Origin of the sequence: Acinetobacter sp. YH01020 (genome assembly GCF_013420275.1) — a bacterium.
Classification (GTDB): Bacteria; Pseudomonadota; Gammaproteobacteria; order Pseudomonadales; family Moraxellaceae; genus Acinetobacter; species Acinetobacter amyesii.
In genome coordinates, this window is sequence record NZ_VOYN01000016.1 from 53,221 (window position 1) to 71,935 (window position 18,715).

Consider the following 18,715-nt stretch of genomic DNA (forward strand, 5'->3'; position numbering starts at 1 on the left):
GACCGACCATTGATCCGTCTTTTTAGCATTTTAATGTGATGTTATAGCAATGCGGTTACGACAAATCTTTTGAAGATACCGACTGATCATCATCATCTTTATAAATGAATTTAGGCATTTCTAAGCCAAAGTAAATGGCGATCAGACGTAAGGTGAAACCGAAAATGAGAGTCGCAATGACGGTTAATTCTAGCGATAAGCCAATCTCAATACAGAGCCAATAACAAATCACGGACACAAAAGAAATACTGGCATAAAGTTCACGACGGAACACCAGCGGGACATCGTTACATAGAATGTCTCGTAAAATACCGCCAGAGACCCCAGTTAACACCCCTGCTACCGCAGAAACGACAAAACCATGTCCCATTTCTAAAGCGATTTGACAGCCAATAATGGTAAAACCAATGAGACCCAAGGCATCGAGAACCAAGAAGATATTACGAAGATGACGCATCCACTTTGCAATCAGGATGGTGACAAATGCAGCAAAGCAGGTCAGCATGAGATATTCAGGATGCTTAACCCACGTCAGTGGATAGTGCCCAAGTAGCACATCACGAACCGAACCGCCCCCCAGTGCCGTGACACAGGCAATCAATGTTACCCCAAACCAGTCCATACTCCGCCGACCCGCAGACAATGCACCTGTCATTGCTTCTGCCGTGATTGCGATAATATAAATAACGGTAAGTAACATCGCCCTTCTTCCACTGAGGGTTGAGATGCGCGCTATTCTAAGCTAAATCTGCTCAAATGTTATAAAAATTGCGCACAACATTGTTTAAATTTTCGTCCAGAACCACAAATACACGGCTGCTTCATGGTGATTTTCATCTCTGTGGTCGGATCAAGGAAATACCAGCGCTGCTCGAACTTCACAAAGTGTGAAATTTCATGATGTACCTGCGCTTGCTGCCTATCGTGATAATGGGCTTTAAATTCAACTTGAGCATGGTTTTTATCGAGCTTTTCTTGGGCCTGTACAACCTCAAGCTTTAACCACTGATTGGCCTGACTCCACGCTGCAATAGCACTGACATCCAAGGCTTTCTGCTGTCCAAGCGCAGTTGTTTGTACAATATAATCAATCTCATGCTGTGCAAAAGCACTATAGCGAGAACGCATCAACTGCTCTGCAGTCTGTGCATTTTCACTGCCCGCATGTAAGGGCTGACAACAGTTGGCATACTCACCTTTGCCACATGGACATTGAACTTGTGACATATTTGTTTCCATAAAAAATAGCCTGACAATGCAGGCTATTTTAACGGATCTTTCCACACAATTTTCATCAGTAGATCCGTATCGATTCAAATAAAAGAATGATACACGGTAAGGTCATCCGCAAGTGTTTGAGGCAGGACTACTTCTAATCAAAAATGTTTTTGCAATGCTTTGAATAATTTGACGATAGTGAACGAGTTTTGCGGATGACAATGGTTTTGGGTACTTTTGCTGAAACAAAAGTACCTCCAGCCGAAGGCTAATCCCTTTATTTAAACCCTAGATGTAAGACTCCGTCGAATAGACTTAAAAATCATTTTAAAAATGCGTAATTACTTTTACGTGCGTAACATCAGTGATCTATATAGATTCCCCCCCGATACGCAACTTAATCTTCAGTTGGCATGGGAATGACATGCACTTTTTCAATCTTATGACCATCCATCGTAACCACTTCAAAAATGTGTTCATCCGCTTTGAATTTTTCACCATTGGCTGGTAAACGGCCCAAATGAAATAAGATATATCCGGACAATGTCGAATACTGTTCAGCATCATCCACCAAGTCACGACCCAACAATAAAGACACATGACGAATGTCAGTTGAGCCATCGAGTAACAATGAACCATCATCGAGACTTTCTGCTGCTGTCTCCGGTTCATCTTCATCGGGAAACTCACCAGCAATCGCTTCTAAGACATCAATTGGTGTTGCAATCCCTTCAATTGAACCGTATTCGTTCAACACCAAGGCCATTTGCAACGGCGCTTGACGCAGTTGTTCCATCACCATCAAGACTTGTGCATTTTCATGCACCACTACAGGCTCACGGAGATGCTTTTCAAAATCAAGTACGCCTGTTTCAATATAGTCATTCATGACTTTATGAGTCAGTACCGCACCCGCGATATTGTCTAACTCGCCGTGTGCCACAATCAAACGTGAATGCGTGGTACTGAGTAATTGAGCACGAATCGCCTCAGGCGCTTCATCCAAGTCAATCCATTCTAGTTCAGGACGAGGTGTCATCACTGACTTCACTGGACGTTCAGATAAACCCAGTACCCCTTGTACCATGACACTGTGGTAAACCCCGTTGTCTTCATCAAAGACTTCATCGGCAAAGGCACGTGTTGCAAGCACATCTTCATTTTCATTTTGATTGTCTGCAACATTTCTCCCACCAAGCATACGCATCACCGCTGAGGCTGTGCGATAACGTAAGTCTGTGGTTGTCACCATTTTTTCCTGATTATGACGCATGGTTTGGTTCAAAAACTCAATCAGTACGGAGAAACCAATGGCTGCATATAAGTAGCCTTTTGGAATATGGAAACCAAAGCCTTCGACTAAGAGCGAGAAACCAATCATCATCAAGAAACACAGGCACAGAATCACTACCGTTGGATGACGGTTCACGAAGTTCATCAGAGGCTTAGATGCCCACAGCATGATGCCGACAGCAATAATGACCGCAATCATCATGACTGACAGGTGTTTCACCATCCCGACAGCGGTAATCACGCTGTCGAGCGAGAACACAGCATCGAGCACCACAATCTGCACAATCACCATCCAAAACGTCGCATGCACAGGATTTTCTTCCTTGAGCATCGGCTTGTTTTCAAGACGTTCACGCAGTTCCATGGTGCCTTTAAATAGCAAGAACACCCCACCAAACAGTAAGATTAGGTCTCGACCGGAGAATGGATGGTCGAAAATATGGAACAGTGGATTGGTTAGAGTCACCACCCATGCAATTGAGGCCAGTAAGACCAATCGCATACACAGTGCAAGCAATAAGCCGACAATCCGTGCGGTATTACGCTGTTCTGGCGGTAATTTTTCCGCAAGAATCGCAATAAAAACCAGGTTATCGATACCTAAAACAATCTCAAGCACCACCAGTGTTAATAAACCCACCCATGCAGAAGGATCGGACATCCATTCAAAGATCATGGTTGTATCTCCTGAATGTTATTCACACGTGGATCATGCTGATTTGAAGATGAAATGCATTGGACATGCGCAAACGCTTTTAATGGCGTTCTTTCTAATATTTTGATGTGTGCTGAGTGACAACAACCACTACCCATGACGGTTCTTTAGCTTGAAATGAAGTTTTAAGTATAGCAAGTTAAGGTAAAAATTCACCCTTTTTTACCAAAGTACAATCTCAGTATGGAAGAATTTAAACCCAGTGATGACATTAAATTGTCATATTTAGCTGCCAATGTAGTGTCATAAAAAATAACATGCTAAGGTAAAATTAAAACGTAATGAATAGCGGATTAAAAATGACAGAAAAACGTGGTAATCCTTCTCCTGCTACAACACAACCTTTAATCGCACTGTATTGCGGCTCCCGCTCTGGTAACAATCCAATTTATCAAGAAAAAGCCATCGCATTAGCGCAAGGCTTGGCTGAACATGGTTTTGGTCTGGTCTATGGTGGTGCCAGTATTGGCCTGATGGGTCAAGTTGCTGACGCTGTGGTCGAACATGGCGGCGAAGCCGTGGGTGTGATTCCTGAGTTTATGTTGGATTATGAAATTGCACATAATCATTTGACTGAATTACATGTCGTGCGCAGTATGCATGAGCGTAAAGCCATGATGGCAGAACGTGCAAGTGCCTTTGTTGCCCTGCCCGGTGGTCTTGGCACATTTGAAGAAATTTTAGAAATCGCCACTTGGGGACAGTTGAATCAACACCAAAAACCGATGATGCTTTATAACGTCAATGGCTTCTATGATGCACTAATTGCACAATTAGACCATGCGGTCGCTGAAGGTTTCTTGCCGCCGCAGCATCGTGCCAAATTGATCGTATGTAATTCTTCGAAGCAGATCTTTAGTGCACTAAAAAATTTAGATTGCCCAAAAAATTTCGTGGTCTAACTGTATTTTAGATGTCAAAAAGGGGAATAAATTATTCCCCCTTTTTTATTAATCGATATCCTACTTCAAATCGAGATCGTGCCGACTTAACCGGACACCACACGATAGAACCATGGCAAGGTTGTCGCTAAGAAAATACTCATCAGTAAACCAAGCATCAACTTCATCGCATCTTTGCTGACATTTCGTGAAGTTCGATATTTATTCACTTCATGTAAATGCATGGACATAGCAAATTCACGTCCTGCAAGTAAGCCCAAGAATACCCAAGTGGTACTCATTGGAATATTACTCCACTCTTTGAACACCAATAAAATCAAAGCATACATAAAGTCGATAATGGTTGCCGAGCGGATATCAGCCACACCCGTTTTGGTGTCGATAATGCCCTGAATCGCCCCGCCACGTTGGTACAAAATGATCCCAAGCAGTACGATAAACACCACAATTGCAAAAATCAGGAACTCCAGCGGCACCTGACGAGGGACGTAGACAAAAATATTGGCCAAATCCTGAATCAGCCACTGACTCCATAAAAATGCCGTCGAAACCCACTGTAGTCCCACCCAAATATTCGAGGGTGTTTCATCACGTGTTTTACTGAAATAAACCGAGATGCCTTTAATCACAAATCGATAAACAATAATCGCAACAACAAAAGCTACCGCATAACCCATCATCGACTTAGTTAACATCGACCCAAGACTACTCGGAGAGAAAATCGTTAACACTAAGAATGTGGTGCTGACCGGAATTCCGTAGCGAGTCAAAATGATCAGTAAGATCGGTGGCACAATATAGAGCCACGTGACCCCTTCTGCGGGAAATGGAATCGTTTCTAAACGACCATAAGATGCATCCCCCACGCCAGAACTGTACCAACCATAAACCAATACAATAGCTAGAATACTGCTGACATAGATCCACAACAGCCACCAAGGGCGATGCGCATTGGATGAAATAAAGGTTCCCAATGTCTGTGGCACATCATTACCGACAATAGAATAGGCCGCGAGACAGAAGCCTATGACCATCAGAATTTCGATTGTCATGAAAACAAAACACCTTTGCCATAAAGAAAAAGCCCTCCAATAAATGAAGGACTTGAACGCATTATGACAGTTTATCTGGCGTTCATACAATTTTGTGCCGTGCTTTTCTCAACATTAAAATAAAAATTTTAGATAAAACAACAATTTAAAATTTAATTATTTCAATTTAATCTGATAAACCGCAGTGCTACCGTTCACTTCATTTCCAACAACCAACAAAGGTTGAGCATTGGGCGAATCTTTGGCGGCAATAAAAATCAGATCTTCAGGTCCCACATCGCCTTGTTTAATCACATCAGCGCCGAAATTTGTAGTTTCATGTTTTCATTCGTCTTTTATTAAAATATGACCAATTTATAAACATTAGGTTGCATAGAGATGAAACTTTCATTGCATTTTTCTTGCAATTTTTTGGCTCAATTATGCAAAGCTTTTACTACATCCGAATGCCAATATTCATTTAAACTGTTTAAAAATCTCAGCTTTATTGACTTATGAATAGCACGCCAACGCATCAGGCTTTACAACCCGAATTTAGACTTCTTGTGCTATTGGTCTCTATTGGCTTTTTTATGCAAGGGCTGGATACGACCATCGTCAATACAGCAATCCCAGCGATGGCAAGAAGTTTGGGCGAAGACCCGCTACAAATGCATAGTGTGGTCGTGGCCTATGTCTTGTCCGTTGCGGCGTGTATTCCTTTAAGTGGTTGGTTGGCCGATCGTTTTGGTGTACGAAATACTTATTTCACAGCCATTATTATTTTTACGTTAGCATCGCTAGGCTGCGGCATGGCCAATAGCCTGAATGAGCTGCTGGTTTATCGGGTAATTCAAGGTATAGGTGGCGCATTACTGCTGCCTGTTGGGCGTTTGGCGATGCTCAAAGTGATTCCTCGGACACAGTTTTTATCGGCTATGAGTCTGATGAGCCTTGCTGGTTTAATGGGCCCCTTAATTGGTCCTACCCTTGGCGGTTGGATGGTGGAAGTCGCAACATGGCATTGGATCTTTTTAATAAACATTCCAATGGGACTGTTAGGAGTACTTATTACCTTTAAAGCCATGCCCAATGTGACCGAACCGAGCGTACAACGCTTCGACTTTATGGGTTTTTTCTTATTGGTCATCGCCATGGTGGGTTTATCGTTAGGCATTGAAAACTTTGCTAGCCCGCATCTGCCGCTATGGTGGAGCCTGCTATTAGTCGCTGCGGGGATCATCGCCAGTTTGATCTATGCCTTTCATGCACATACCCACGCCAATGCGCTGTTTCGCAGTAAATTATTTCAAAATCGGATCTATGCCATCGGCATTATCGGCAACTTCTTTGCCCGCCTTGGCGGCAATGCCATGCCATTTTTGATTCCCTTAATGCTACAAGTGGCTTTTGGCTTTGAGCCATTTATCACAGGGTTATTGATGATACCGACTGTACTCGGCTCATTGGCATCTAAACCGATTATTCGTCAAATTATTCAACGCTTTGGCTATCGCAAAGTGTTATTGGTAAATACCTTCTTGGTCGGCGCTTGTATTTGCAGTTTTGCGCTCTCTACGGCTGAGACCCCCACGTGGTTACGTGCCTTACACTTTTTTATTTTTGGTATTTTAAATTCGCTGCAATTCGTTTCGATGAATACCTTAACCCTCAAAGATTTACCCCAACAAGATGCCAGCAGTGGCAACAGTTTCTTGTCGATGATTATGATGGTGTCGATGAGTATCGGTGTGGCTTTGGCTGGGACTTTAGTCAACGTGTTTACGGCCTATTATGGTGCTGCACAAATCGAAACAGCATTCCATAGCACCTTGATTTTACTCGGCTGTATTAACCTGATTACCGCAGCGATTTTTTGGCAGATTCCTAAACATGTGGATGTCTAAATCCGTGTCATCGGGCAAATCTATGACAGATCAGCCATTAAAGGGTTATGATAAAAGAGATACTTGGATACATTTTCATGCCTAAAAAAGCCAAATCACGTACCACAAAAAGTTCACTCAAAAAATACAGCCCGATTATTGCACTCAGCGCTATCAGCGGCGTCATGGTGGTGGCTGGATTAGGTTATTTAGCCGTGATGCCGCATCGCCCTGCATCTGCAGAAGAATATCCCGTCAAAGGTTTTGATGTTTCTCATCATCAAAAAGATATTCAATGGTCAAAAATTTCACCTAAAAAATACCAATTCGTTTATCTCAAGGCCACAGAAGGTGGTGATTTTAAAGATCGAAAATTTCAAGACAACTGGTTACAAGCACGGGAAAACGGCTTTTTAGTTGGGGCCTATCATTTTTATCGTTTGTGCCGTGATGGCAAAATTCAGGCAGAAAATTTTATTGCTTCTGTGCCGAAAAAAGCCGATGCCCTTCCTCCCGTGATTGATTTGGAATATGACACCAACTGCATTAACACCTACAGCAAAGAGCAGTTACTCAAAGAAATCACTTATATGCATGATCGCTTGCACCGCCATTATGGCAAACAACCGATTTTTTATACCTCGAAGTCTTTTTATAATATTGTCTTAGCTGGCGAGTTTAAGCAGACGCCGCTATGGGTCCGTGAATATAAAGGCCCGCCCGATCTAAAAAACAATCCGAAATGGCTGATTTGGCAACATACCAATCAAGGACAGATTCAAGGCATCTCGACCACTGTCGATTTAAATGTATTTTCAGGTGATGCCAAGGCATGGACTGAGTTTTTAGACAAAAATGACGTTTCCCCGCTCAAACCCCGTTGATTTATTCACCGACTCAGGACAACATCGAAGCAAATAATCCATGAAAACTGAGTCGCAGGATGCGTATTTTAAAAACTTTTCTTATTATATTTTCAGTCTTTATGATCCTCGCCATCGGGATATTGGCTTATTTGATCCAACCTTCAGGGACCTTGGCAGCGTTTAAAACATGGCATTATCAACATCCCACACAAATCACTACAGATACTCACTCAGCGGCGCCCTATCACGTAAAGTTCTTTGGCGTTTCGACCTTACTGTTTGACGATGGTCAAGAGCAAATCCTCATCGATGGCTTCTTTAGTCGACCATCGCTCAGTCGGACCATATTCACTCAGATTCAAAGTGATCGACCTTTATTACACAGCTATATCGACCAATACGACTTAAAACGCACACGTGCTATTTTCGTAACTCATTCACATTATGATCATGCGCTTGATATTCCAATGTTGGCCCACCAGCTCCCCAAGGCCATGATTGTCGGCTCTAAAAGCACCTTAAATATTGCACGGGCGATGCCAATCGCTGAATCACAATTGCACGAAGTTCAAGCTTGGCAACCGATGCAAATCGGTAAATTCACCATTACTGCGATCCCCTCGCAACATACTCCGCCAACGGCCGTTAATGATGATTTGGGGGAAGAAATTTCGCAGCCATTGCAACTCCCTGCACATTTTAATCAGTTTAAAGAAGGTGGATCTTATGACTATCTCATCCAACATGGACCGCATTACAGTTTAGTCAAAGCCAGTACAGGTGCTGTGCCCAAACAGTTGCAAAAACTAAAAGTCAATACTTTATTTTTAGGCATCGCTCAGCTTTCCAAGCAAACGGCAGCATTTCAACAGCAATATTTCAAAGAAACCTTAGCGACTCTTCACCCCAGCACCGTGATTCCAATTCACTGGGATAATTTTTTCAAACCACTGAATCCAGAGCTCGAATTTTTACCTCGCTTTGCCGATGACACTCCTCAAAGCCTAAATCTATTGATACAGTCGGCAGCAGCTCAAAACACCAAGGTGGTTTTACTCAGTCAACCTGTGTCGTTCGAGTTAAAAAATTGAGGAAAGCGCTGGATTGACTGTGCGATACTGAAATTCAATTTTTAGGCACTGATTTATCTAGGCATGAGGAAAATCATACATATCGACATGGATGCATTCTTTGCATCAGTAGAGCTGCGGGAACGCCCCGAACTCAAACAGCTTCCTGTTGTTGTGTCTTCACATCACCCTCGTGCGGTCATCTGTGCCGCGTCCTATCCTGCACGTGAATTTGGTTTACGTTCTGCGATGTCGATGGCACAGGCCCGTAAACTCTGCCCACAAGTCGTGGTGATCGAACCTAATTTTGAAAAATATCGTGCCGTTTCGGCGCAAATTCATGCCATTTTTCAACGCTATACGTCGCTGATTGAACCGCTATCTTTAGATGAAGCTTATTTGGATGTCACAGAAAATTTACAACACATTCCGAGCGCCACCGAAGTCGCTATGCGAATTCAGGCAGAGATTTTACAAAGCACTGGTCTAACTGCCTCCGCAGGTGTCGCGCCCAATAAATTTTTGGCTAAAGTTGCTTCTGATTGGAACAAACCCAATGGCATTTGTATTATCAAACCTTCACAAGTTCTGCATTTCATCCATGACTTGGCACTGAAAAAAATACCCGGTGTGGGAAAAGTGACTCAAGAAAAATTAAAAGCTATGCAACTCAATACATTGGGGGATTTACAACAAATTGAAGAAGCCGTTCTGATTCATCATTTCGGTAAATATGGACGGCAACTCTATCTGTATGCACAAGGGATTGATGAACGACCGGTCCAATCTAGCCGCGAGCGTCAGCAGATTTCCAAAGAAACCACTTTTGATGATGATCTCACCCTGAACCAATGTCAGCCCTATTGGCCCAAACTGATTGACCAAGTTTGGTCTAGTTTAGAAAAAAAGCAGTTAAGCGCGCGCGGTGTATCGGCCAAATTAAAACTGAAGAATTTCCAAGTGCTACAGCACAGTAAAAGTTTTAAAACGTCACTGAATCATCGTGAAGACCTTGCGCAGGTATTGCAGCAATTACTGCATGAAATGCATATTTCTGAGGACGATCAATTTCGTCTGATTGGCGTAGGTGTCTATCAATTAAGTGCGCAAAACCAAGAAACACAACTTTCGCTGCTCTAAAAACTTCAAGAAGATCGTATTTGCTTAAGATTTAGGCAGAAGAACAAAATTAAAGCAATTTGCTATTCACAAAGCCTAAAATTAGAGTACTCTATCAGCGCACTACATTATCCGTGTATGCGCTGAGATGCTGAAAATCACCTTTACTTTCAGCATGATGTCCTGTGATTGGCGTGACGATCAAATCCGAATATTACAGGGCAACTCTGTTGTCAATCATGGAATACCCCGCTGTATGCCTTCTGCAAAAACTGCTCCAAATCTTCAAAATATTTCACAAAATCAAGAACAACGTGCGCGTAAAGCCGCATTAAGTAGCTTCATTGGTGCCGTAGTCGATTGGTACGATTTTTTACTTTATGGCATTGTTGCCGCACTCATTTTCAAAGATCAGTTTTTCCCCAGTATTGGCAACAATATGGGCACACTTGCTGCTTTAGCGACCTTTGGCGTTGGCTTCTTGTTCCGCCCCTTAGGCGGCATTGTGTTTGGACATTTTGGTGACAAGCTGGGTCGGAAAAAAATGTTGGTGCTCACCGTCATCCTGATGGGGATTTCGACGGTCGGCATTGGTTTATTACCCAATTTTGCGGCCATCGGTTGGTGGGCCCCGATCCTGCTCGTGACACTTCGGGCAATACAAGGTTTTGCGGTCGGTGGAGAATGGGGCGGCGCTGCCCTGATGGCTGTAGAAAATGCCCCGAAAGGCAAAAAAGCCTTTTACAGCAGTGGTGTACAAATTGGCTATGGCGTCGGACTTGTTCTTGCAACAGGCGCTGTGTCGTTGATTATTGCCACTTTGGGTGAAGATGCTTTTGCTGATTGGGCATGGCGAATTCCCTTTATTGCCAGTATTGTGTTGCTGGCTATCGCGATGTGGATTCGACGTGATCAAGACGAATCTCAAGAATTCGTCGACCATGTGGTCAAAGCTCGACAAACGCCGCAAAAATTACCGATTCTGCAAGCGATTAGCCAACACCCAAAAGCCTTTTTCTACATTATTGCGCTGCGCCTGACCGAGTTACTCACCATGTATTTGGTGACGAACTTTGCACTGAATTATTCCACCGCTCAATTGGGCATGGACAAACAGTTCTTCCTCAATATCACCTTAATGGTTGGTGCAATTAGCTGCTTCAGCATTCCCCTCTTTGCGTGGCTAGCAGATCGATTTGATCATCGTAAAATGTGTGTATTGGGTGGCTTAATTGGTGCGCTATCGGCCTTTCCCTTCTTCATGGCCCTTGATGCTCAAAATACTTGGCTGATTATTGTCGTTGCGATTTTCCTTGCCAATATTGCCCATGATATGGTAGTGAGTGTACACCAGCCGATTTTTACCTCCTTGTTTGGTACCGCCTATCGCTACAGTGGCGCAGGTGTCGGCTATCAAGTGGCTAGTATTATCGGTGGTGGCTTTACCCCAATGATTGCAGCAGCTTTGGTGATTTGGGGTGATGGTTCATGGCATTATGTGGCAATCTACCTTGCTGTTGGCTGTTTATTGACGGCCTTGGTTGCAGCTACAATGCCTAAAACTCAAGATTAAGTGACCTTTTTGCTTTCAGGATATTTCGCATGACCATCCAACGCCTGCATGTTTCGAAACGCTTTTCCGAAATCGCTATTTCAGGTCAACTGATCCATTTGGCAGGTCAATTGGCAACAGACCTTGATTTAGACATCAAAGGACAAACACAGCAAACATTTGAGCTTATTGATCAGTTCCTTGCAGATGCCGGTACAGATAAAAGCCACATTATGTCAGTGACCATTTATCTTAAAGATATTGAACAGGATTATGCCGCATTCAATGAGGTATGGGATACGTGGGTGTCAGACATTGAAGCATTACCCAGAACTTGTGTTGAAGCCAAATTATACGACCCGCGTGTACTGGTAGAATTAACCGTCGTAGCCGTTAAGCCTGAATAATCATTAAAAAAAGCATGTATAAAGACATGCTTTTTTTGCAAAAGATTTTGCTCTTTGAATCCCTAAGATCCAATAATTTTGATCTTTTTACGTTCCAAATCTGAATATAAATGATATTTTTTCAGATCATTAACCGGTACAAATGGCGCTTGTACACGCTGCTCATTTAAGAAATCTTCGCGTAATTGAACGTACTCAGGCACATCATCATAACGAATGACCCGATAGCCTGCCAAAGCGAGCAAAGCATCTTGATATTGCGACTGCTGCATCCGTTTTAGCACCATCGGATCATCTAAAGCGACGATCGCCAAGATCTGATGCTGTTCATCTAAGACGACAAAGTCCGCCACCATATTTCGATACTTGTTCCGCGTACGATAATATTTCGTGGTCAACAGTGCATCAAAAGACACATGAGCGAGGATCGTATGCTTAGGCAAAATTTCTTTTAAACGCGTGTAGGTTAATTGCTCATTAATGTTGAAAATAGCACGTTGTTTCAATGCGCTATCTTGTTGCTTAGAATCACCTTCTAAACTTTTCCAAGCCATTATGAGCACACAGAAGAGTAAAATACTCCCTATTACTATGTATATAGTCATCTCATAATCCTTTATATTTCTTATATTTTTGGTTTTTGACATACTTCTTATGAAGACGAAGTATACAACCAGTATTATTTTTTTAATTTCCTATTAAAAAAAATAACTCTAACTTTCACACAATACGTATTTAAACTGACAAAAAGTTGCAAACTTAAAGCGTTAAACATCACATGCCACTTCGTTCAGAGTAATAGCATCCATTGCTATATACAGATACTTTAGATCATTCGCTAAAACGACAGCAAGTGCATTTCCTCTCACTGTCAGACAATTCCGATAAGCTGTCAAATTTTGCTCGTATTTCATTGAGATAACCGACACACATATGGCATTGAGCTTGTAACAGCATATAAAAATGCAAACTGTCTTATGCTGCCGAGCATAACACCCATAAAAAAAGACACCGAAGTGTCTTTTTTTATTTAATCATTTTAAGCGCGTGATTTAGGCTTCGATTTTCCTTTGGGTTTCGGACCGCCAAAAGGTTTTTTCGCATCACCCGTTTCACGCGGCGGCAGACCAGTATGCTGCGTCAAGATTTGACCGCGCTCAGGACGCTTCTTGGTATTTGAAGGACGCGATTGAGCAGCCTTAGTCCGATTACCTTGTTCGCCTGTACGTTTTTGTGAATCACCCGCAATGCTTGAGTTCTTTTTACGTGCAGATTGGTATTGGCCCTCAGCACTACCCGCAGGCTGATACGTCGGAATCAAATGCTGTTTTGAGTTACCAATCAGATCCTGACGCCCCATTTCTTTGAGCGCTTCACGCAGCAATGGCCAGTTGTTTGGATCATGATAACGTAAGAAGGCTTTATGCAAACGGCGGCGTTTTTCACCTTTCACGATATCGACATTTTCAGTATAACGCGCCACTTTAGCCAGCGGGTTTTTACCGGTGTAATACATGGTCGTTGCAGTCGCCATTGGTGATGGATAAAAGGTTTGCACCTGATCGGCACGGAAACCATTCTTCTTCAGCCAAATTGCCAAGTTCATCATGTCATAGTCAGTCGTACCCGGATGCGCTGCAATAAAGTAAGGAATGAGATACTGCTCTTTCCCTGCTTCCTTACTGAAACGATCAAACATTTGTTTGAAACGGTCATAGGTCCCGATCCCCGGTTTCATCATCTTCGATAATGGACCTTTTTCGGTATGTTCTGGCGCAATCTTCAGGTAACCGCCAACGTGATGTGTCACCAATTCTTTGACATATTCTGGGTTTAACACCGCAAGGTCATAGCGTAAACCGGAACCGATCAGAATCTTTTTAATCCCCGGCAATGAACGCGCTTTACGGTATAACTGGGTTAAAGGCGCATGATCGGTATGTAAGTTTTGACATACACCCGGGAATACACACGACGGCTTACGGCAGTTCTTTTCAATCTCAGGATCTTTACATGCCAAACGGTACATATTGGCCGTTGGACCGCCTAAGTCAGAAATGATCCCAGTAAAACCCGGTGCGGTATCACGAATTTTTTCAACTTCACGCAAAATCGATTCTTCAGAACGGTTTTGAATGATACGCCCTTCATGCTCTGTAATTGAGCAGAAGGTACAGCCGCCAAAACAGCCACGCATAATGTTCACAGAGAACTTAATCATGTCAAAGGCAGGAAAACGCGCTTCACCATACGCAGGATGTGGCAGACGTGCATACGGCAAGTCAAACACATAATCCATTTCTTCTGTAGTCAAGGGAATCGGCGGCGCATTCAGCCAAACATCACGTTCACCATGCTTTTGCACCATCGCGCGCGCATTGCCCGGATTGGTTTCCAAGTGCAAAATACGGTTGGCATGTGCATACAGTACAGGATCATTCGCCACATCTTCATAGGCAGGTAAACGAATCACCGCCAATTCACGCGGCGGCAATTTATGCTTAATGGCTTTTGATGCAGGCTGCAGCTGCACGATTTGCGTGTCGGCGTCTAAGTTATCACCTTCACGAACAATCGGATTTGCTACCGCTTCTTTTTGGAAGCCTTGATATTGCGTAACGCTGTCTTTGCCTTTTTCGATTTCACAACCTTCAAGGTCTTCGGTCATCACATAAGGGTTAATGATCGGATCGACACGGCCAATCGCATCGACATCATTTGATGCGATTTCAACAAACTTCGCTTTTGAAGCCCGGTTATTTTTATTCACAATAAATGCAGTACCGCGGACATCCGTAATCTCTTGGATTTTTTCACCGCGAGCCAAACGATGCATGATTTCCGTGATTGAACGTTCACCATTACCATACATCAACAGGTCGGCTTTCGAGTCCATCAATACTGAACGGCGGACTTTATCTGACCAATAATCATAATGCGCAATACGGCGCAGCGACGCTTCAATACCGCCCAATAATACAGGCACATCTGGATAAGCTTCACGCACACGCTGGCAATATACCGTAGCTGCGCGGTCTGGACGTTTATTCGGTTGATTATCTGGAGAATACGCATCATCCGAACGGATTTTACGGTCAGCCGTATAACGGTTGATCATCGAATCCATATTGCCGGCTGTTACGCCCCAAGCAATATTCGGTTTACCCAACACACGAAATGCTTCTACATTGGTCCAGTCCGGCTGAGCAATAATCCCGACACGGAAACCCTGCGCTTCAAGGGTACGGCCGATAATGCCTGAACAAAATGATGGATGATCGATATACGCATCACCACAAACCAAAATAAAGTCGCAACTGTCCCAACCGAGTTGATCCATTTCTTCGCGTGACATCGGCAAAAATGGCGCAGGGTCAAAACAAGACGCCCAATATTTGTCGTAATCAAACAACGCTTTTGGCGCAGTCTGCATAGTATAAGCAGTAGACATGGCTAGCAATTCTCGGCTGGCAGATGGAATGATCTGAAAAAAGATCAAAGAAGATGAAAGCCGATCATTTTACCATGAATTCCATTCATCATGCTTGATTATAATTTATACAATAGCTACAGAATCATTGAATTGTTTTATATAGCCATCAGATGTAATAGTGCTGTAGCACGACTATAAAACAAGATTTAAATAAATCATTTGTAACTTTGCTTTAGTTTAAATCAATCTAGAATGTGCCATGAGTTATCGCATTTTTATTCAACATTACAGCCTGTGCCTGTTGAAATTGAATGTGCATTTCAGGTAAATATTTTTCAATATAAATCTTACGCTTATCTATACTGTCTTGAGTCATCAATGGTTTTACATCAAGCATTTGACGGCGTGTCGTTTCCTGCTGATATTTTTGCCAAAAACTCAATGCTGCATTTGGATCAAAGCCCGCTTTCGACATCAGATCAAGTGCAAGGACATCAGCTTCCAGTTCAAATTTTGAAACTTTAGGCAAAAAAACAGCTTGCCCAGTCACACTACTGGCCGCAGTAGCAAGCGTACCGATACCCGCAGTTGAAGAAATCATCGCCACCTGACTTGCAAACAGCAGGGAAATCTTCTCACGATGATGATCACGCAGAGCATGTGCCATTTCATGCGCCATCACAAATGCCAATTCATCTTCATTCAGCTTTAAACTCCAATACAAACCCGTGTTAATGACAATTTTCCCACTTGGAAAACCATGTGCATTTAAATCTTTATTTAAATTCCCACTGACTTGCCAATCCCATTGACTCGAACCTTGACGGTAAAACTCCGCATTTTTTTTGAGTTTATTTAAAACCTGATCCAATTTCGGATCAATGATCAAAAGTTGTTTGTCTTTCGCTTGATGAATAAATTGTTGATACGATCTATCCGCCTGTTTAGTTAATAACTTTTGAGGAACGATAAAAAACTGTTTTCGCTCTGCGCCTGCTGTCCCTAAATTCGTGGTACTTGTACAAGCTGAGATTAAGATAAAAACCAAAGCCATCATTAAAATAGTTATATTTTTCATAATCGCCTTAATTTTAATACCAATATTGATCTATATATATAATTCTATCTAAAAACAAATGCAAAAATATTCAAAAAAACAAATAATTCATATTTATCATATATTTATTATTTTTCAAACTTTTAAAAATGATAACCAAAAATAATTTATTTATAATATTGTGATGTATTTCATTATTATGAGGCACCTTTTAAAAGGCATATTAGACCAAAATTGTATAATCATAAAAATAGTAAACTTAGCCATTTTTATAGCGTTATTTATATTAAAAATAGATGTAAAACGAATATTTAATAATAACTTATTCACATATTTCTATCTTTATTTATTCAATTGTATTGCTAAAAATAAACCAATCATCAAGATAACAGCAATAAAGCTCGTCAACCCAATCCAACCAGAAATTTCCCAAACCAAACCACTACTACTACCCAAAATACTAGAACCTAAGTAATAGCAAAATAAATATAAAGATGAACCTACGGCACGGTATTGCAGGGATTGAACTGATACCCAACTACTTGCCGTGGAATGCGCTGCAAAAAAAGCAAAAGTGAATACAATCAGCCCCAAAATGACTGACCAAAATGCCGGAATGAGCATGATCAACAGCCCGAACAACATCATGAGCAGCATCGAAGGTAAAACTTTTACCCGGCCAAAGCGTTTCCCCCAACTTGCAGCCCGAGGTGAACTATATATTCCTGCCAAATATGCTATGGAGATTAGTCCAATCCATGTTTGAGAAAGTTGATAAGGTTCTTCTAATAGGTGGTAGCTCATATAGTTAAATATAGAGACAAAACATCCCATGAGGATAAAGCCTTGAAGGAATAAAATTCTCAGCTTTGGATCTGCTAAATTTTTAACGAAAGATTCATAAAATCGGTTGAAACGAATGGGATAAGCTTGAAAATGTTGAGATGCTGGAAGTAATAAAAAGAATGCTGTGGCTATACATAGGTTAATGATGCCGATAATCATCATGGCATTTTGCCAACTAATATAATCAATCAATACCCCAGCAATGAGACGACCACCCATTCCTCCAATCGCAGTACCCGATATATACAGGCCCATTGCAAAGCCTATATCTTTTTGCTCAATTTCTTCACCTATATAAGTCATTGCAACTGCAGCAACACCGCTAACACTTAATCCGATCAGCACGCGATTCAATAAAAATATTTTCCAAAGTGGAAATATAGAACTAATGATTGAAAGTGACGCTGCCAAAAATAAAGCGGTGACCATCACAGGCTTACGACCGAATCGATCTGAAATCAAACCAGTGAATAGCAGCCCAATCGCTAAGGCAATGGTAGAAAAAGATAAAGGAAAGCTGCTATGTGTCGGACTGACATGAAAGAAATTCGCAAAGATGGGCATCATCGGTTGTACACAATACAACGATGAAAAAATTGCGAAGCCTGCTAAAAATAAAGAAAATAAAATGGCAAGAAATGGCCGTGTGCCATATTCAATATAAGGAGAATTTGAGGCTAAATCAGACATGAGCTTTCCATCAATGACACGGATAGTATACGCCTTTCAGTCTTTAATTTATAAATCACATGAAATGAATGATGAATTCTTTCTTTTTTTCTCATTACTTCTTTTTCTTTTCCTCACGCATAAAAAAACACCCCCTGGACTAGTCAGGGGGTGTTTCGAATAATGAGCTGGCGATGACTTACTCTCACATGGGTAACCCCACACTACCATCAGCGCTAAGAGGTTTCACTTCTGAGTTCGGGAAGGGATCAGGTGGTTCACTCTTGCTATTGTCGCCAGCACAACTGTTATGACTTTGCATTTGGTCTTATCTTTTCAGTGCCGTTGCTTGGTCAAATGAGTTATTAACAGAAGTACTTGAGTTGATTTTAACATAAAGCATAGCTTTATGTCTTGCGCTCGGACAAACATAATTAATGTTTGTTTATTCCTCGCTCATGTATCTAGCTTTTCAACTAAATCAAGTTTGATTGATTATATGTGAATCAATTGATGCTATATATACAACTGTTTGGGTGTTGTATAGTCAAGCCTCACGAGCAATTAGTATTGGTCAGCTTCATGCGTCACCGCACTTCCACATCCAACCTATCAACGTCGTAGTCTTCAACGGCTCTTTAGTGGACATAA

General features: G+C 42.0%; 16 protein-coding genes and 2 rRNA genes. 7 read left to right on the forward strand and 11 right to left on the reverse strand.

What is annotated here, in order from left to right; translation table 11 throughout:
- Nucleotides 1-55 precede the first annotated feature (55 nt).
- The 3 genes from FTT85_RS08335 to FTT85_RS08345 all read right to left on the reverse strand — a co-directional run bounded on the left by FTT85_RS08335 (nt 56) and on the right by FTT85_RS08345 (nt 3,187).
- The gene (locus tag FTT85_RS08335; RefSeq protein WP_078189475.1) at nt 56-700 is read right to left on the reverse strand and encodes a trimeric intracellular cation channel family protein; all 645 of its coding nucleotides are present in this window, start codon (nt 698-700) and stop codon (nt 56-58) included.
- 59 nt (nt 701-759) lie between these two features.
- Nucleotides 760-1,227 carry a YchJ family protein gene (locus FTT85_RS08340; RefSeq protein ID WP_180183301.1) on the reverse strand — a complete coding sequence of 156 codons (468 nt, stop codon included), beginning with the start codon at nt 1,225-1,227 and terminating at the stop codon, nt 760-762.
- Nucleotides 1,228-1,615: 388 nt separating this feature from the next.
- Nucleotides 1,616-3,187, reverse strand: coding sequence for a TerC family protein (locus FTT85_RS08345; RefSeq protein WP_180022085.1), 1,572 nt, complete (start codon nt 3,185-3,187; stop codon nt 1,616-1,618).
- A gap of 320 nt (nt 3,188-3,507) precedes the next feature.
- Here FTT85_RS08345 and FTT85_RS08350 point away from each other — a divergent pair, with 320 nt between their 5' ends.
- Entirely contained in the window at nt 3,508-4,128 is a 621-nt protein-coding gene (locus FTT85_RS08350; protein ID WP_078189478.1) for a TIGR00730 family Rossman fold protein, read from the forward strand.
- Nucleotides 4,129-4,214: 86 nt separating this feature from the next.
- On the opposite strand, the gene FTT85_RS08355 is transcribed toward FTT85_RS08350, so the two are convergent.
- Nucleotides 4,215-5,180 carry a hypothetical protein gene (locus FTT85_RS08355; protein WP_078189479.1) on the reverse strand — a complete coding sequence of 322 codons (966 nt, stop codon included), beginning with the start codon at nt 5,178-5,180 and terminating at the stop codon, nt 4,215-4,217.
- A 156-nt stretch (nt 5,181-5,336) separates the two neighbouring features.
- A complete protein-coding gene (locus FTT85_RS08360) occupies nt 5,337-5,474 on the reverse strand; it encodes a hypothetical protein (protein ID WP_180116069.1) in 138 nt (45 codons plus the stop codon).
- 200 nt (nt 5,475-5,674) lie between these two features.
- On the opposite strand from FTT85_RS08360, the gene mdtD reads away from it, so the two are divergent.
- From mdtD to FTT85_RS08390, 6 genes are all read left to right on the forward strand, one after another.
- Nucleotides 5,675-7,066, forward strand: a complete 1,392-nt coding sequence (gene mdtD, locus FTT85_RS08365; protein WP_180035938.1) for a multidrug transporter subunit MdtD — start codon at nt 5,675-5,677, stop codon at nt 7,064-7,066.
- A 77-nt stretch (nt 7,067-7,143) separates the two neighbouring features.
- A complete protein-coding gene (locus FTT85_RS08370) occupies nt 7,144-7,929 on the forward strand; it encodes a GH25 family lysozyme (RefSeq protein WP_180183302.1) in 786 nt (261 codons plus the stop codon).
- A 59-nt stretch (nt 7,930-7,988) separates the two neighbouring features.
- Entirely contained in the window at nt 7,989-9,002 is a 1,014-nt protein-coding gene (locus FTT85_RS08375; protein ID WP_180183303.1) for an MBL fold metallo-hydrolase, read from the forward strand.
- 63 nt (nt 9,003-9,065) lie between these two features.
- On the forward strand, nt 9,066-10,121 hold the full coding sequence (dinB, locus tag FTT85_RS08380; RefSeq protein WP_180183304.1) for a DNA polymerase IV: 1,056 nt from the start codon (nt 9,066-9,068) through the stop codon (nt 10,119-10,121).
- A 235-nt stretch (nt 10,122-10,356) separates the two neighbouring features.
- Nucleotides 10,357-11,673, forward strand: a complete 1,317-nt coding sequence (gene shiA, locus FTT85_RS08385) for a shikimate transporter (protein WP_180183305.1) — start codon at nt 10,357-10,359, stop codon at nt 11,671-11,673.
- 29 nt (nt 11,674-11,702) lie between these two features.
- Nucleotides 11,703-12,059, forward strand: coding sequence for a RidA family protein (locus FTT85_RS08390; RefSeq protein ID WP_180133278.1), 357 nt, complete (start codon nt 11,703-11,705; stop codon nt 12,057-12,059).
- 62 nt (nt 12,060-12,121) lie between these two features.
- On the opposite strand, the gene FTT85_RS08395 is transcribed toward FTT85_RS08390, so the two are convergent.
- From FTT85_RS08395 to FTT85_RS08420, 6 genes are all read right to left on the reverse strand, one after another.
- Complete coding sequence (locus tag FTT85_RS08395; protein ID WP_078189487.1) at nt 12,122-12,664, reverse strand: DUF2726 domain-containing protein; 543 nt, start codon at nt 12,662-12,664, stop codon at nt 12,122-12,124.
- Nucleotides 12,665-13,098: 434 nt separating this feature from the next.
- Nucleotides 13,099-15,510 (reverse strand): YgiQ family radical SAM protein, encoded by a 2,412-nt coding sequence (locus FTT85_RS08400; RefSeq protein WP_078189552.1) that lies wholly within the window; start codon nt 15,508-15,510, stop codon nt 13,099-13,101.
- Nucleotides 15,511-15,739: 229 nt separating this feature from the next.
- A complete protein-coding gene (locus tag FTT85_RS08405) occupies nt 15,740-16,570 on the reverse strand; it encodes a M48 family metallopeptidase (RefSeq protein WP_180049902.1) in 831 nt (276 codons plus the stop codon).
- 321 nt (nt 16,571-16,891) lie between these two features.
- Nucleotides 16,892-18,085, reverse strand: coding sequence for an MFS transporter (locus FTT85_RS08410; protein ID WP_180049905.1), 1,194 nt, complete (start codon nt 18,083-18,085; stop codon nt 16,892-16,894).
- 165 nt (nt 18,086-18,250) lie between these two features.
- Nucleotides 18,251-18,365 (reverse strand): 5S ribosomal RNA (rrf, locus tag FTT85_RS08415).
- Nucleotides 18,366-18,607: 242 nt separating this feature from the next.
- Nucleotides 18,608-18,715: ribosomal RNA gene (locus FTT85_RS08420) — 23S ribosomal RNA — on the reverse strand; the annotation flags it as partial.